The organism is Micromonospora sp. SYSU B005 (assembly GCF_055362685.1).
The window spans coordinates 146,621-160,330 of the sequence record NZ_JAXCFU010000002.1 but is presented as its reverse complement, the minus strand read 5'-3'; the positions used below and the strand labels follow the sequence as shown (position 1 = coordinate 160,330).

Annotated in this window: 15 protein-coding genes; 8 read left to right on the top strand and 7 right to left on the bottom strand. The window is 72.8% G+C overall.

Annotated features, from left to right (window positions below):
* Nucleotides 1-4: 4 nt before the first annotated feature.
* The gene (locus SM452_RS05930) at nt 5-1,003 is read right to left on the bottom strand and encodes a carbohydrate ABC transporter permease (protein WP_463839439.1); all 999 of its coding nucleotides are present in this window, start codon (nt 1,001-1,003) and stop codon (nt 5-7) included.
* Nucleotides 1,000-2,310 (bottom strand): ABC transporter substrate-binding protein, encoded by a 1,311-nt coding sequence (locus SM452_RS05925; protein WP_463839438.1) that lies wholly within the window; start codon nt 2,308-2,310, stop codon nt 1,000-1,002. Before SM452_RS05925 ends, SM452_RS05930 begins: the two co-directional genes overlap by 4 nt.
* A gap of 135 nt (nt 2,311-2,445) precedes the next feature.
* Between SM452_RS05925 and SM452_RS05920 the strand changes: the two genes are divergently transcribed.
* Both SM452_RS05920 and SM452_RS05915 read left to right on the top strand, forming a co-directional pair.
* Entirely contained in the window at nt 2,446-3,450 is a 1,005-nt protein-coding gene (locus tag SM452_RS05920) for a LacI family DNA-binding transcriptional regulator (protein ID WP_262011873.1), read from the top strand.
* Between the two features lie 209 nt (nt 3,451-3,659).
* Nucleotides 3,660-4,853 carry an endo-1,4-beta-xylanase gene (locus tag SM452_RS05915; RefSeq protein ID WP_463839437.1) on the top strand — a complete coding sequence of 398 codons (1,194 nt, stop codon included), beginning with the start codon at nt 3,660-3,662 and terminating at the stop codon, nt 4,851-4,853.
* A 67-nt stretch (nt 4,854-4,920) separates the two neighbouring features.
* Here SM452_RS05915 and SM452_RS05910 read toward each other — a convergent pair whose 3' ends face one another.
* The 4 genes from SM452_RS05910 to SM452_RS05895 form a co-directional block, all read right to left on the bottom strand.
* Nucleotides 4,921-5,481: a DUF5872 domain-containing protein gene (locus SM452_RS05910; protein ID WP_318334417.1), complete on the bottom strand. Its 561-nt coding sequence runs from the start codon at nt 5,479-5,481 to the stop codon at nt 4,921-4,923.
* 37 nt (nt 5,482-5,518) lie between these two features.
* Nucleotides 5,519-6,043, bottom strand: coding sequence for a hypothetical protein (locus SM452_RS05905; RefSeq protein ID WP_463839436.1), 525 nt, complete (start codon nt 6,041-6,043; stop codon nt 5,519-5,521).
* A gap of 67 nt (nt 6,044-6,110) precedes the next feature.
* Nucleotides 6,111-6,824, bottom strand: a complete 714-nt coding sequence (locus SM452_RS05900; RefSeq protein ID WP_463839435.1) for a hypothetical protein — start codon at nt 6,822-6,824, stop codon at nt 6,111-6,113.
* Nucleotides 6,817-7,428 (bottom strand): RNA polymerase sigma factor, encoded by a 612-nt coding sequence (locus SM452_RS05895; RefSeq protein WP_318334420.1) that lies wholly within the window; start codon nt 7,426-7,428, stop codon nt 6,817-6,819. The genes SM452_RS05900 and SM452_RS05895 overlap by 8 nt, the downstream gene beginning before the upstream one ends.
* 40 nt (nt 7,429-7,468) lie before the next feature.
* On the opposite strand from SM452_RS05895, the gene SM452_RS05890 reads away from it, so the two are divergent.
* Nucleotides 7,469-9,043 carry an FMN-binding glutamate synthase family protein gene (locus SM452_RS05890; protein ID WP_355508074.1) on the top strand — a complete coding sequence of 525 codons (1,575 nt, stop codon included), beginning with the start codon at nt 7,469-7,471 and terminating at the stop codon, nt 9,041-9,043.
* 56 nt (nt 9,044-9,099) lie between these two features.
* Complete coding sequence (locus SM452_RS05885) at nt 9,100-10,302, top strand: sugar efflux transporter (RefSeq protein ID WP_402810835.1); 1,203 nt, start codon at nt 9,100-9,102, stop codon at nt 10,300-10,302.
* Nucleotides 10,303-10,308: 6 nt separating this feature from the next.
* On the opposite strand, the gene SM452_RS05880 is transcribed toward SM452_RS05885, so the two are convergent.
* Nucleotides 10,309-10,959, bottom strand: coding sequence for a class I SAM-dependent methyltransferase (locus SM452_RS05880; protein ID WP_463839434.1), 651 nt, complete (start codon nt 10,957-10,959; stop codon nt 10,309-10,311).
* 196 nt (nt 10,960-11,155) lie between these two features.
* On the opposite strand from SM452_RS05880, the gene SM452_RS05875 reads away from it, so the two are divergent.
* From SM452_RS05875 to SM452_RS05860, 4 genes are all read left to right on the top strand, one after another.
* Complete coding sequence (locus SM452_RS05875) at nt 11,156-11,470, top strand: rhodanese-like domain-containing protein (RefSeq protein WP_194799104.1); 315 nt, start codon at nt 11,156-11,158, stop codon at nt 11,468-11,470.
* Nucleotides 11,471-11,520: 50 nt separating this feature from the next.
* On the top strand, nt 11,521-11,865 hold the full coding sequence (locus SM452_RS05870) for a rhodanese-like domain-containing protein (protein ID WP_355508105.1): 345 nt from the start codon (nt 11,521-11,523) through the stop codon (nt 11,863-11,865).
* Between the two features lie 36 nt (nt 11,866-11,901).
* A complete protein-coding gene (locus SM452_RS05865) occupies nt 11,902-13,281 on the top strand; it encodes an MBL fold metallo-hydrolase (protein ID WP_355508083.1) in 1,380 nt (459 codons plus the stop codon).
* Nucleotides 13,282-13,404: 123 nt separating this feature from the next.
* The gene (locus SM452_RS05860) at nt 13,405-13,635 is read left to right on the top strand and encodes a DUF2188 domain-containing protein (RefSeq protein ID WP_013286814.1); all 231 of its coding nucleotides are present in this window, start codon (nt 13,405-13,407) and stop codon (nt 13,633-13,635) included.
* Nucleotides 13,636-13,710 lie beyond the last annotated feature (75 nt).

Genomic DNA, 13,710 nt, shown 5'->3' with positions numbered 1-13,710 from the left:
ACTGTCACTTCCCCTTCCGGGTGATGGCGCCCTCGATGTCCCGGCGGAGCAGGAAACGCTGGAACAGCAGCGCCGCGACGAACGAGATGGCGAACAGGATCACGGCGACCGCGTTGCCGTAGCCCCAGAGCCGGGCGAAGAAGCCGTTGTCCACCATGTACGTCGCCATGGTGGCCGAGGCGCCGAGCGAGCGCACCGCCGCCACCGAGGTCACCCAGACCATGTCGAAGACCTGCAGCGAGCCGATCATCGACAGGAACATCCAGATCCGGATGGTGGGGCCGAGCAGCGGCAGCGTGACGTGGCGCTGGATCTGCCACCAGCTCGCGCCGTCGATCTCCGCGGCCTCGTTCAGCTCCTGCGGCACGTTCGACAGGCCGGCGAGCAGCAGGATGATGGCGAAGCCGACGTACTTCCAGGTGAGGACGAACAGCAGCGTCCAGATCACCACGTCCAGGTCGGCCAGCCACGCCTGCACCAGGCCGCCCAGCCCGATCGACTGCAGCAGCGCGTCGAGCGTGCCGTTCTCGGTCAGGATCAGCTTCCACATGATGCCGACGGTGACCTCGGCCAGCACGTACGGCACGAACACCAGCAGGCGGAACGCCGAGCGCCCGCGGAAGCGGCGGTTGAGCAGGAGGGCGATGCCCAGCGCGACCGGGCCCTGGATCAGCAGCGACCCGAACACGATGATCGCGTTGTTGCGCAGCGCGTCGAGGAAGATCGGGTCCTGGAAGGCGAGCGTGTAGTTGCGGAAGCCGACGTACTCGGTGGGCGGGCCGACGCCGCGCCAGCGGAACAGGCTGTAGTAGAACGCGAAGCCCATCGGCACCAGCACGAACATCACGTAGATGACGATCGCGGGCGTGGTCAGGCCGATGATCTCGTACCACTTGCGACGGGTCTCGGCGCGGCGGGAGGCGGCCCGTGCGCCGGGCCGGAGGCCCGCCGGCGGCGCTTGCGCGCCGACGGCGGGCGTACGGGTCTGCGATGCGGACGTCACTTGCTTGCGGCCGCCTTCATGGCCGAGACGACCTTCTCAGGTGTCCCGTTGCCGGCGAAGATCGCGACGATCGCGTCGTTCATCGCGGTGCCGACGGTGCTGCCGAAGGCCGTGTCCAGCCAGAGCTGCACGTAGGTGGCCGAGGAGGTGGCCTCCAGGATGGACTTCAGCGCCGGGTCGGTGACGCCGTCGGCAGCGCCCTTGGCGACCGGCAGGCCGGTGCCGGTGGCGGCGTAGCCCTTCTGCACCTCGGGGCTGACGATGTACTTGAGGAACTCGACGCACTCGGCCGGGGCGTTCTTGGCGCAGGCGAAGCCGTCGCCGCCGCCGAGGGCCGCCTTCGGGTCACCGGCGGAGCCGGAGATCGCCGGCACCGGGAACCAGCCGAGGAACTTGCCCAGGGCCGCCTTGTCCGTGGCGACGGTGTCCAGCGTGCCGCGGTTCCAGTCGCCCATCAGTTCCATCGCGGCCTTGCCGTTGGCGAGCAGGCCGTTGGCGCTGGTCGGGTCGTTCTGACCCGGCGTGGCGATGAAGTTGTTCTGGAACGGCTTGGTGTCGATGAAGGTCTTCAGGTCCTGGCCCGCCTTGACGAAGCACGGGTCGTCGAAGGTCCGGTCCTTGGAGGCCTTCTTCAGCGTGTCGACCGAGCAGGCACGCAACGCGAAGTTGTACCACCAGTGCGCGGCCGGCCACTTGTCCCCGGCGCCGAGTGCGATCGGGACGACGTTGATGGCCTTGAGCTTGGTGACAGCGGTGTTGAGTTCGTCGAAGGTGGTCGGCGGCGCCGTGATGCCCGCCTTCGCGAACATGTCCTTGTTGTACCAGATGCCCTCGATGCCCATCCGGAACGGCAGGCCGTACTGCTTGCCCTCCACCTGCCAGATCTCGGCGGCGCTGCCGATGTCGGCCACCTCGCCCTTCACCTGGTCGGTGATGTCCTTGAGGTAGTCGGCCTCGACCTGCTCGCGCATCTCGCCGCCGCCCCACGCCTGGAAGATGTCCGGCGGGTCGTTGCTCAGCAGCGCGGCGGGGAGCCGGGTGCGCTGGAGCTGGTTCGTCTCGATCGCCTCGATCTCGATCTTGACGGTCGGGTGGGCCGCGGAGAAGTCCTTGGCGACCTTCTCCCAGTACGTCTTGCCGGGCCCGTCCTGCGACGCGTTGTGCCACCAGGTCAACGTCACCGGGTTCTTGTACAGCTCACTCTCGGCGGCCTTCTCCTCGTCGCCACCACCACTGCACGCGGAGGCCAGCAGAGCGCTTGTCACAAACAGTGCCAGGACGGCGCCAGCACGGCGCTTCATCACCATAGATGTCTCCTCGACCACTCAGTCGGGTTACCTGCCGGGGAGTTTTACAGGGCCGTAACGTGAAGTCAATCGGTATCGATAACGTTTTCGACATCGTCTTCGATCCCCCTGGGAGAGCCCTCTATCATCGTCGGCGTGGTGTTCCAGGAGCGCGTCAAGATGTCGGACGTGGCACGTACGGCCGGCGTCTCGGTGGCAACTGTATCGAAGGTCGTCAATGGTCGGTACGGCGTCGCGCAGGCCACCGTCGAGCGCGTCCAGCAGGTGATCCACGAGCTCGGGTACGAGGCCAGCCTGGGCGCGCAGAGCCTGCGCAGCCACCGCACGAACGTGCTGGGCATCCTGGTCGCCGAGTTCGAGCCGTTCTCCACCGAGCTGCTCAAGGGCGCGTCCCGCGAGGTCGCCGGCAGCGGCTACCAGCTGCTCGCCTACTCCAGCGGTGACGGCGAGGGCGCGGCCATAGGGTGGGAGCGGCGCTCCCTGGCGCGGCTGTCCGGCACGCTCATCGACGGCGCGGTGATCGTGACGCCGACCGTGGTCGAGACCAAGCACGGCTTCCACGTGGTGGCCGTCGACCCGCACACCGGCCCGTCCGGCCTGCCCACCGTCGACTCCGACAACTTCGCCGGCGCGGTGCTGGCCACCGACCACCTGCTGTCGCTCGGGCACCGGCGGATCGCGCACATCAGCGGCCGGCCCGACCTGGAGTCGGCCCGCCTGCGCGAAGCCGGATTCCGCAAGGCGATGGCCGACGCGGGCGTGCCGGTGGACGAGCGGCTCGTGCGGGTGGGCGGTTTCCGCACCGAGACCGCCGCCAGCACGGCCGCCGAACTGCTCGCGCTCGCCGACCGGCCGACCGCGATCTTCGCCGGCAACGACCTCTCGGCCATCTCCACAGTGGACGTGGCCCGCGGTCTCGGCCTGCGCGTACCGGAGGATCTGTCGGTCATCGGCTTCGACAACATCCCCGAGTCGGCGCTGGTCGACCCGCCCCTCACCACGATCCGGCAGCCGCTGCAACGCATGGGCGCCGAGTCGCTGCGCCTGCTGATCGACCTCATCGCCGGCGTCGAGCGGGACACCCACATCCAGCTCCCCACCGAGCTGGTCGTCCGGGCCTCCTGCCACCCGCTGCGCTGAGGCGCCGGCTCACCCTCCCCGCCAGGTGATTGACGGACGGCTATCGGCGTCCGTAATGTTTCGGGCTACTTCCGGAAGGTTGATCGGAAGTTTCGGAAGCCGCTTCGTCAGTCCACCCCGGCGCCCGCCGAACCGTTCCACGGCGCGGCGTCTCCGGCACCGCCACCGCCGGCCCCCGGGCCGCGCGCACCCTCCCGAAAGGAACGACCATGAAGCTGAGACGATGGCTCGCCGCCGGCGCCGTCGCCGTCGCGACCGCCACCGCCCTCAACGTCGTCCCCGCGACGGCCGGACGCCCGTACGACCCGGCCGCGCAGAGCCTTCGCGAGCTGGCCAAGCGCCACGGCCTGTACGTCGGCACCGCCGTGGACATGGCCGCCCTCAACGACGCCTCCGAGCCGCGCTACCGCGAGCTGGCCGCGTCCGAGTTCTCCACTGTCACCGCCGAGAACGTGATGAAGTGGGAGAGCCTCGAACCCACCCGTGGCACCTACAACTGGGGCCCGGCCGACGAGCTGGTCGAGTTCGCCCGCAAGAACAACCAGCGGGTCCGCGGCCACGTGCTGGTCTGGCACAACCAGTTGCCCGCGTGGCTGACCGGCGGCGTCGCGGACGGCTCGATCAGCAAGACCGAGCTGCGCCAGATCCTGCGCGACCACATCACCGCCGTGGTCACCCACTTCAAGGGCAAGATCTGGCAGTGGGACGTGGTGAACGAGGCGGTCAGCGACCCCTGGGACACCCCGTCCACCCTGCACTACAAGGGGTTCTGGGCGCAGAACCTCGGCCCCGGCTACATCGCCGACGCGTTCCGCTGGGCCCGCGCCGCCGACCCGAAGGCGCTGCTGTTCTACAACGACTACAACATCGAGGCGTTCGGCTCCGGCAACCCGGCCGACGACAAGACGCAGTTCGTCTACGACATGGCCCGTGACCTGCGGGCCAAGGGCGTGCCGATCGACGGCGTGGGCGCACAGGGCCACCTGGGCACCCAGTACGGCAACTTCAGCACGCTCCAGGTGGCCGCGGCGCTGCGCAAGTTCGCCGGGCTCGGGCTGGCCACGGCCCTCACCGAGGTGGACGTGCGCAGCCAGATCACCGAGGGGGTGGAGGCCGGCGACTCCGCGGAGATCAACCCGCGACTGCAGGCGTCCGCGGCGAACTTCAGCGTGCTGATGCAGGCCTGCCTGGCCGAGCGGCACTGCCTGTCGTTCACGCTCTGGGGCTTCACCGACAAGCACTCCTGGGTGCCCGGCGCGTTCTCCGACCCGCCGGAGGGCCTGGCCACCGTCTACGACGAGAACTACCAGCCGAAGCGCGCGTACCACGAGCTGAAGGCCGACCTGATCTTCTCCGGTCCGCCCTACGTGCTGCCGCGCATCCCGCAGCACCCGCGCCGCTGACCGTCGCGCGGAAGGGCCGGCCCGCGGGCCGGCCCTTCCGGTCGCGGTGCGCCACGGGACTACGCGCTCACGCCGCCCGTCGCCGGCCCAGTTCCGACTCCAGCCGTCCGATGAGCGTCTTGCGGGCCTTGCCGCCGCGTTCCCGGCGCAGCGCCGCGTCGAGCTGGCGGGTGTCCAGGTCACGGACCAGCTTGACCGCCTCGGTCACCGGCAGCTCGTTGATCTGCTCGGCGGCGGTGGCGTCCCGGCGGGCCCGCTTCGCCGGGCCGGTGTTCGGCACGTACTGGCGGCCGGAACGCGACGCGCGGCGCTTGCGGGTGTCGGTGGCCCGCCGTTCGGGCTCCGACAGCTCCTCCCACGCCTGTTTGGGCAGGTAACGCCGCGTTTCGCCGCCGTTGCGGGCGCGCGTGTCACCGCTGCGGGTCTGCCACTTCTCGCCGCCCCAGCGTTGCAGCGAGCGCTGCCGTGCGTCCTTCGGGCCCTCGAATCCCCCGCCGGCCTTCTTGTACTCGTTCGTCAGCAGCTGCGACTTGCGGGCCGACCACTGCCCCGGCCGTCCGCCCTTGTCGGAGGCCCGGATCTCGGCCTTGAGGCGCTCGCGCAGTTCCGGCTCGGTGTACTTCGCCATGACGAGGCGTTACCCGGACCGGCAGCGGCCATGCCGGTCAGCCGGACGCCGGCCGGTAGACCAGATCCATCGTGTCGCTGCGGCCGGACCAGTCCAGCCGCAGCCGCCAGCACCCGGCGGACGGCAGGTCGACGATGGACGGCCCGGGTCCGCCCGCCACCTCCCGGACGACCGGGGTGTCCGTCCCGTCCCGCGTCGCGGTGATCACCAGAGGCGTCCGCGAGGCCGGCTCGGACCGTCCGGGCTCGGGGCGTGCCACCCAGAGGATCTTGTTGTTCGCGCCGTCGCCGCGCGCGTGCACCAGCGGGTACGCGAACAGGATCGCCACGATGTCGCCCCGGGCGCCGAACACGTGCCGCACCCGGGTGTCGCCGGTGAACCCGGCGTCCGCCCAGCCCGGCAGCCGGCCGGTCTCCAGCCGTTCGGCACAGGCCGCCGGCGTGGACGGTCCGGTGGCGGGCACGGTGCCCGTGGCCGGCCCGCCGGCCGGCTGCGCGGCCGGGCCGGTGCACCCGGCCAGCAGCAGGACCGGCACCAGCAGGACTCTTCTCGGAACGGACATCCGGCCTCCCCCGTCGACGACTCTCGTCGACAGGACACCGCCCGGCGCCCCGAGGTTCCCGCCGCACTCACTCAAGCGAGGACGCGATGTCGAGCGCCTGCTCGCGCGTCAGGTCGCCCTCCAGCCGGTAGCTCACCCCGGCCCGCTCCCAGATGAGCGTGGCGGCGGACAACCGCGCGGTGGCGACCCGTTCCGTGCCCGAGCGGTCCACGTACGCGAGCGCGTGCGGGCCGCCGACCCAGATCGCGAACTCGCCGCCGACGTGGGTGAGCGTCACGTCCGCCCCGAGGGACCGCTTGTGGAACACGATGTCGAGCGAGCCGTCGAAGGCGTCCAGCCGGACCGTCCCGCCCCGGTAGAGCAGGCTGGCGACCCGGTGCGCGCCGGTGCCGTCCGGATCGGCGACCAGCACCCGTTCCGGCGCGCCGAGCCGGGCCGGCACCCGGATCGGGAAGCGCACCTGCCGCTGCGCCTCGGCCAGGGCGACCTCGTGCTGCGCGGGCAGCGGCGACGGCGTACCCGTCGGCGGCGGGGCGGGCGCGGTGTCCACCACGACCCCGGAGAACCGCAGCAGCCCGGTCACCGCGTCGGCGAGCGCGGCCCGCCCCGGCGGCAGCGCCGCCACGAGCAGCGCGGCGAGCGCGGCGGCCAGCACGTACCGCCACCGGCGGCGCGGCGCGGGCGCGTCGAGCCGGGCCCGGACCCGGGCGGTCAGATCCGGCGTCCGCGCCGGCTCCAGCCAGCCGGTCAGCTCCCGCAGCTCCCGCTCCAGGTCATCCACGGTGCGCCACCTCCCGGTCCAGCAGGGCCCGCAGCTTCGCCAGCGCCCGGTGGGTCCGGGACTTCACGGTGCCCCGGGCCACCCCCAGCACCGTCACCGTCTCGTCCTCGCCGAGGTCGAGCAGATAGCGGCAGACGATCACCTCGCGGTCGCGGGCGGGCAGCCGGCGCAGCGCCCCGACCAGCGCGGCCCGGCGCTCGGCTGCCAGCACCGCGTCGAGCCCGTCCTCGGCGGTGACCGCCGCGACCGGGTCCGCCGCCGCCGCGCGCAGCGTCAGCCCGTCGCGCCGGGTCCGCGTCCGGTGCAGGTTCCGGGTCTCGTTGGCGACGATCGCGAGCAGCCAGGACCGGAACGACGCCTCGGCCCGGTAGCGGGACAGCTTCCGGTACGCCTTCACGAACGCCTCCTGGACCACGTCCTCGGCGTCCGGACCGGCGCCGAGCAGCACCGCCGTCCGGTACGCGGACGCGGTGTGCCGGGCCACCAGGGCGTCGTACGCCTCCCGGTCGCCGGCGCGTACGCGGGTGACGAGGTCGTCGTCGTCCAGGGCAGCCTCCGCCGTCGGTCCGCTTCCATGACACCGCCCGGGGCGGCCGGGTTCCATCAGGCGTTTGACCGGGTGCCGGGCCGGAAAGAGTGGCGGGATGAGCTGGGCGAAGAGAGCCGTACCCGCAGCCGTCGCCGCCGTCGCCGCGCTGGCGGCGCGGGACCTGCTGCAACGCGACCACGCGCTGCGCCGCAACTTCCCCGTGCTGGGCCGCGCCCGGTACCTGATCGAGTCGATCGGCCCGGAGCTGCGGCAGTACATCGTGGCCGGCAACGACGAGGAGCGGCCCTTCACCCGCGACCAGCGGCGCTGGGTGTACGCCTCGGCCAAGCAGGAGAACAACTACTTCGGGTTCGGCACCGACAACGACATCGAGCACACCTCCGGCTATCCGATCATCAAGCACCGCACGTTCGGCCGGGCGGTGCCACCGTCGACGCCGACCGCTGGGCACGACGTGACGCTGCCCTGCGCCAAGGTGCTCGGCGCGGCGCGCGGCCGGTCGCGGGCGTTCCGCCCGGAGTCGGTGGTGAACATCTCCGGGATGAGCTTCGGCTCGCTGTCCGCAAACGCGGTGGAGGCGCTCAACCGGGGCGCCGCGCTGGCCGGCTGCCTGCAGAACACCGGCGAGGGCGGGCTGTCGCCGTACCACCGCAACGGCGGTGAGCTGGTCTTCCAGCTCGGCACCGCGTACTTCGGCTGCCGCGACGAGCAGGGCCGGTTCAGCCTGGAACGGCTCAGGGACCTGGTGGCGTCGGCGCCGGTACGCGCGCTGGAGATCAAGCTCAGCCAGGGTGCCAAGCCGAGCCTCGGCGGCCTGCTGCCGGCGGCGAAGGTCTCCGCCGAGATCGCCGCCACCCGGGGCGTCCCGGCCGGTCAGGACTGCGTCAGCCCGTCCCGGCACGCCGAGTTCTCCGACTGCGACAGCCTGCTGGACTGGGTGGAGCTGCTCGCCGCCGAGACCGGCCTGCCGGTCGGCATCAAGTCCGCCGTCGGTGACCTGGGGTTCTGGGAGGAACTGGCCACGCTGATGCGCGACACCGGGCGCGGCGTGGACTTCGTGACCGTCGACGGCGGCGAGGGCGGCACCGGCGCCGCGCCACTGATCTTCAGCGACTCGGTCTCGCTGCCGTTCCAGCAGGGCTTCTCCCGGGTCTACCGGACGTTCGCCGAACGCGACCTGCACGAGCAGGTGGTGTTCGTCGGCGCCGGCAAGCTCGGTCTGCCGGACAACGCGGTGGTGGCGTTCGCGCTCGGCGCCGACATGGTCAACGTCGGGCGGGAGGCGATGCTGGCGATCGGCTGCATCCAGGCGCAGAAGTGCCACACCGACACCTGCCCGACCGGCGTCGCCACGCAGAACGCGTGGCTGGCCCGGGGTCTGGACCCGGCGCGCAAGTCGGTGCGGGCCGCGAACTACATCCGTACGCTGCGCCGCGACCTGGTCAAGGTGGCCGAGGCGTGCGGCGTCGAGCATCCCGGGCTGATCGGTACCGACGCGGTGGAGATCCTCGACGGCCGGACCTCGTCGATCCCGCTGGACCGGGCGTTCGGCTACCGGCCGGAGTGGGGGATGCCGTCGGCCGCCGACCGGGCGGAGATCGTCCGGCTGATGACCGCCGAGGCGCCGCAGGGCGGCAGCGCTCCGCCCTCCCCCACCGCCGTCGGCTAGTCCGGGTTGCGGAAACCCGGTCGGCCGCCGCGCCGCCGCCGCGTACAGTCCGCCGCATGGCTGTGGACACGAGGCCGGCGGTTCGCGCCGGCCGATTCCGGCTGCTCCCGCTGGGTGTGGTCTTCCTGACCGTCGGTCTGTCCACCGCCGTGGTGCTGCCGTTCCTGTCGCTGTTCCTCGACCGGGAGGTCCACGCCAGTCCGGTACGGGTGACCGTGTTCCTGGTCGTCGCCCCGCTGTCCGGGGTGGTCGCCTCCGCGCTGATCGGCCGGCTGTCGGACCGCCTGCCGATCCGGCGCGCGCTGCTGGTCGGCGCCGCGCTGGCCGGTGTGGTGGGCGCGGGGACGACCGCGTACGTCCGCGACTACTGGATCCTGCTGGGGCTGACCGCCACCGCCACCGCGCTGGCGAACTCGCTGTTCCCGCAGTCGTTCGCGTACACCCGGGCGCTGTTCGACAGGGACGATCCCACGCGGGCCGCGTTCGGCGTCAGCCTCATGCGTACCGTCTTCTCGGTCGCCTGGGTGGCCGGGCCGGCGCTGGCCGCGGTGCTGCTCGACGTCGGCGGCTTCCGCCTGGTCTACGGCATGGCCGCCGTCATGTACGCGCTGGCCGCGCTGGTGGCCGCGTTCCGGCTGGAGGAACTGCCGCTGCCGGCGCGGCCGGTCGCGGCCGATCCGGACGGCGCGGTGCCCGGCCCGCCCGGCGCGTCCCGGCTGCGGCTGGCGCTGACGGCGCTCGCGTTCGTCCTGCTCCAGTGCCCGCTGACGGTCGGCGTGCAGGCGATGCCGCTGTTCATCGACACCGAACTGAACGACGACCCCTCCCGCGCCGGGCTGGTGCTGGGCCTGTGCGCGGCGCTGGAGATCCCGCTGATCCTCGGGCTGGGCGCGCTGACCGCGCGGGTCCGGCTGCGGCCGCTGATCCTGGTCGGCGGCGCCTGCGGGGTCGCCTACTACGCGGCCGCCGCGCTGGCGCCGAGCGTGCCGTTCCTGCTGTTCGCGCAGCCGGTGAACGCGCTGTTCATCGCCGCGGTGTCCGGCGTCGGCATCGCCTACGTGCAGGATCTGCTGCCGGGCGAGCCGGGCCGGGCCACCACGCTGTTCACAAACACGTTCCCGATCGGCGCCATGCTCGCCGGGCCGCTGCTCGGGCTCTCCGCGCAGGTCGGCTACCGGTGGGCGTACGGCATGAGCACCGCGCTGTGCGCGGCCGGGCTGCTGGTGCTGCTGCTGACCCGGCCGACGGCCCGGGCCTGACCGGGGTCAGCGGCGCCGCACCAGGACCACGTGGTCGATCAGCTCGCCGGTCTGGCCGTCGGGGCCGGTGGCGGTACGGCGCGCCGCGCCCAGCCGCTCGGTGTCCCAGCCGTCCGGGTCGAGGTTCATCGCGGCCAGGATCTCCTCGGGTTCGGCGAACCGGTGGTGGCCGGTGTCGGGCCCGGCCCAGGGCGGCGGCGCGCCGTGCTCGACGACGAGCAGCCGGCCACCGGGCGCGACCGCCTCGGCCGCCGGGGGCAGCACCTTCTCCCGGGGCAGGACCAGCGGCGACTGGAAGAACTGCGCGGACACCAGGTCGTACCGGCCGGGCGGGAAGCCCTGGGTGAGGTCGTGCCGGACGGTGGTGATCCGCTCCGCCACCCCGGCCCGTTCGGCCTCCACGGCGAGGCGGTCCAGCGCGACTGACGAGATGTCCACGGCGGTGACCCGCCAGCCGTGCGACGCCAGCCACACCGCGTCGCCGCCCTCACCGCTGCCCAGGTCGAGCACGGTGCCCGGGGGCAGCGTGGCGGCCACCTCGGCCAGGACCGGATTGACCCGGCCGCTCCAGATCCGGTCGCGCTGGCCGTACCGCTCGTCCCAGAAGCGGGCCGGGTCGGTGTCCGCCGCCGGGTGCTCGTGGTGGTGCCCCGTCATGTCTGCCTCCTCGCCGCCGGGCGTCTCCCGTCCGGGCCCCGCCATCGTGCGCCGCCGCCGACCGGACAGCAAGGAACCTTGCCGTTCCGGCAAACGTGCGCACCGGACGAGCAGGGGGTGGCGGACGGCCGGACGCCGCGCTACCGTTGAGAGCGGATACCCCCGGGGGTATAGCTGATCCGGAAGGAGAACGCCCATGCGCGAGGTCGACCTGACCACGTTCGCCACCGCCCACGCCGACGGGGCGACGGTCATCGACGTCCGGGAGACCGCCGAGTACCTCGGCGGCCACGTCCCCGGTGCCCGTTGTGTGCCACTGGGTCACCTGCCCGCCCAGATGACGCAGGTGCCCCGCACCGGCCCCGTCTACGTGATCTGCGAGGCCGGCGGACGCAGCCGGGTCGGCGCCGAACTGCTCGAACGCGCCGGCATCACCGCCCTGTCGGTGACCGGCGGCACCTCGGCCTGGGTGCGCTCGGGCCGCCCGGTCACCGCGGGCAGCCGGCCGTGACCGGGCGCCCGGAGACGGCTGCCGCTCCGCGCACCGGCTTCCTCCGCCGCCTGTTCGGCCCGCGCGTCGCCCGGGTCACCCCGGCGGAGGCGGCGGCGCTGTCCGGCGCGGGCGCGCTGCTGCTCGACGTCCGGGAACCCGCCGAGTGGCGGGCCGGACACGCCCCCGGCGCCCGGCACATCCCGCTCGGCCAGCTCGCGGACCGGCTGTCCGAGGGGCCGGCGGACCGGCCCGTGGTGACCGTCTGCCGGTCCGGCGCGCGGTCGCGACGGGCGGCCAAGTTGCTCGCCGCGGCGGGCCACGAGGTGCACGACCTGACCGGCGGCATGCGGGCGTGGACGAACGCCGGGCTGGCGGTACGAGCCAAGGGCGGCAGGCCGGGCCACGTGGCCTGAGCAGACCCCTCATCACCAGGAGAAGGAGCACTGCCGATGTTGTTCACCCAGTACTACCTCGACTGCCTGTCCCAGGCCTCGTACCTGATCGCCGACGAGACCACCGGCCGGGCCGTGCTCGTCGACCCGCGCCGGGACATCGACGAGTACCTCACCGACGCGAAGGCGCACGGCCTGACCATCGAGGGCGTCGTCAACACCCACTTCCACGCCGACTTCATCGCCGGGCACCTCGAGGTGGCCGCCGCGACCGGCGCCTGGATCGGCTACGGGAGCCGGGCCGAGACCGAGTACCCGAGCCGCAAGCTCACCGACGGCGAACGGATCAGCCTCGGCGACGTGACCCTGGAGATCATGGAGACCCCGGGCCACACGCCGGAGTCGATCAGCATCCTGGTCTACGAGCACGCCGACGACCCGGTCCCGTACGGCGTGCTGACCGGCGACGCGCTGTTCATCGGCGACGTGGGCCGCCCCGACCTGCTCGCCTCGTTCGGCGTGACCGCCGAGGAACTCGGCCGCATGCTCTACGACAGCGTGCAGCACAAGCTGATGGGCCTGCCCGACGAGGTGCGCGTCTTCCCCGCCCACGGCGCCGGCTCGGCCTGCGGCAAGAACCTGTCCACCGAACGGCAGTCCACCATCGGCGAGCAGCGCCGCACCAACTACGCCTGCGCGCCGATGAGCGAGGAGCGCTTCCTCGCCCTGGTGACCGGCGGGCAGCCGGCCGCGCCCGGCTACTTCGCCTTCGACGCGGTGCTGAACCGCAAGGCGCGGGAGCTGTTCGACCACGCCCGGCCGGCCCGCCCGCTCACCCCGGCCGAGTTCCTGGCCGCCCGGGCCGACGGCGCCGTCGTGGTCGACGCCCGCGACCCGCAGGAGTACGCGACCGGGCACCTGCGCGGCGCGCTCAACGTGCCGGCCGACGGCCGGTTCGCCGAGACCGCCGGCAGTGTCGTCGCGCCCGACCGGCCGGTGCTCGTGGTGGCTCCGCAGGACCGGGAGGAGGAGATCGTCGTCCGCCTCGCCCGGATCGGCTTCGACCGGGTGATCGGCTACCTGCGCGAGCCCGAGGGCGCCTTCCTGGAGATGGTCGCCGAGATGACGCGGGCGAGCCGGGTCACCGCCACCGAGCTGCGCGCGGCCCTCGACGGTCCGGACGCGCCGCTGGTGCTCGACGTCCGCAACGCCGGGGAGCGGGAGCAGGGCGCGGTGGACGGCTCCCGGCACATCCCGCTGGCCGAACTGACCCACCGCCTCGGCGAGGTGCCCACCGGCCGGCCGGTCGTCGTGCACTGCGCCGGCGGCTACCGCTCCTCGGTCGCCGCCAGCCTGCTGCGCAACGCCGGGCACGCCGACGTGTCCGACCTGCTCGGCGGGTACGGCGCCTGGCAGGGCCTGCACGCCGCCGCGTGAACCACCGGGCCGGGCGGGGTCCCTCCCCCGCCCGGCCCGGGTTGTCCCTCGCCGTCAGGATTAGCACTCCCCTCGCATGGGCAGACATTTGTCATCGGACACGCGAACGAGGGAGCTGACGGCATGGCGAAGGGCGACATCGACACCTACCAGCAGGACGGGCAGTGGAAGAACCGCCCGGAGGGCAACGAGCGCGCGACCAGCCGCCACGACACCAAGGCGGAGGCCGAGGCGGCCGGCCGGGAGATGGCGGCCGAGCGCGGCGCCGAGCACGTGATCAAGAAGCAGGACGGCACGATCGGCGAGAAGAACACGTACCCCCGCAGCCGCGACCCCCGGGAGATCCCGGGCTGAGCACGCAGCGCAGGCGATATACGGCGCCGGACCCGCTCGGGTCCGGCGCCCTGTCGCGTACCGGCGGGTAGTGAG

Excerpts from the sequence above, each read along its gene's own strand:
- SM452_RS05875 (WP_194799104.1), top strand. The coding sequence starts at position 11,156 with ATGCGCGAGGTCGACCTGACCACGTTCGCCACCGCCCACGCCGACGGG.
- SM452_RS05910 (WP_318334417.1), bottom strand. The coding sequence starts at position 5,481 with ATGGCGAAGTACACCGAGCCGGAACTGCGCGAGCGCCTCAAGGCCGAG.
- SM452_RS05860 (WP_013286814.1), top strand. The coding sequence starts at position 13,405 with ATGGCGAAGGGCGACATCGACACCTACCAGCAGGACGGGCAGTGGAAG.
- SM452_RS05880 (WP_463839434.1), bottom strand. The coding sequence starts at position 10,959 with ATGACGGGGCACCACCACGAGCACCCGGCGGCGGACACCGACCCGGCC.
- SM452_RS05865 (WP_355508083.1), top strand. The coding sequence starts at position 11,902 with ATGTTGTTCACCCAGTACTACCTCGACTGCCTGTCCCAGGCCTCGTAC.
- SM452_RS05895 (WP_318334420.1), bottom strand. The coding sequence starts at position 7,428 with ATGGAACCCGGCCGCCCCGGGCGGTGTCATGGAAGCGGACCGACGGCG.
- SM452_RS05885 (WP_402810835.1), top strand. The coding sequence starts at position 9,100 with ATGGCTGTGGACACGAGGCCGGCGGTTCGCGCCGGCCGATTCCGGCTG.
- SM452_RS05925 (WP_463839438.1), bottom strand. The coding sequence starts at position 2,310 with ATGGTGATGAAGCGCCGTGCTGGCGCCGTCCTGGCACTGTTTGTGACA.
- SM452_RS05915 (WP_463839437.1), top strand. The coding sequence starts at position 3,660 with ATGAAGCTGAGACGATGGCTCGCCGCCGGCGCCGTCGCCGTCGCGACC.
- SM452_RS05905 (WP_463839436.1), bottom strand. The coding sequence starts at position 6,043 with ATGTCCGTTCCGAGAAGAGTCCTGCTGGTGCCGGTCCTGCTGCTGGCC.
- SM452_RS05890 (WP_355508074.1), top strand. The coding sequence starts at position 7,469 with ATGAGCTGGGCGAAGAGAGCCGTACCCGCAGCCGTCGCCGCCGTCGCC.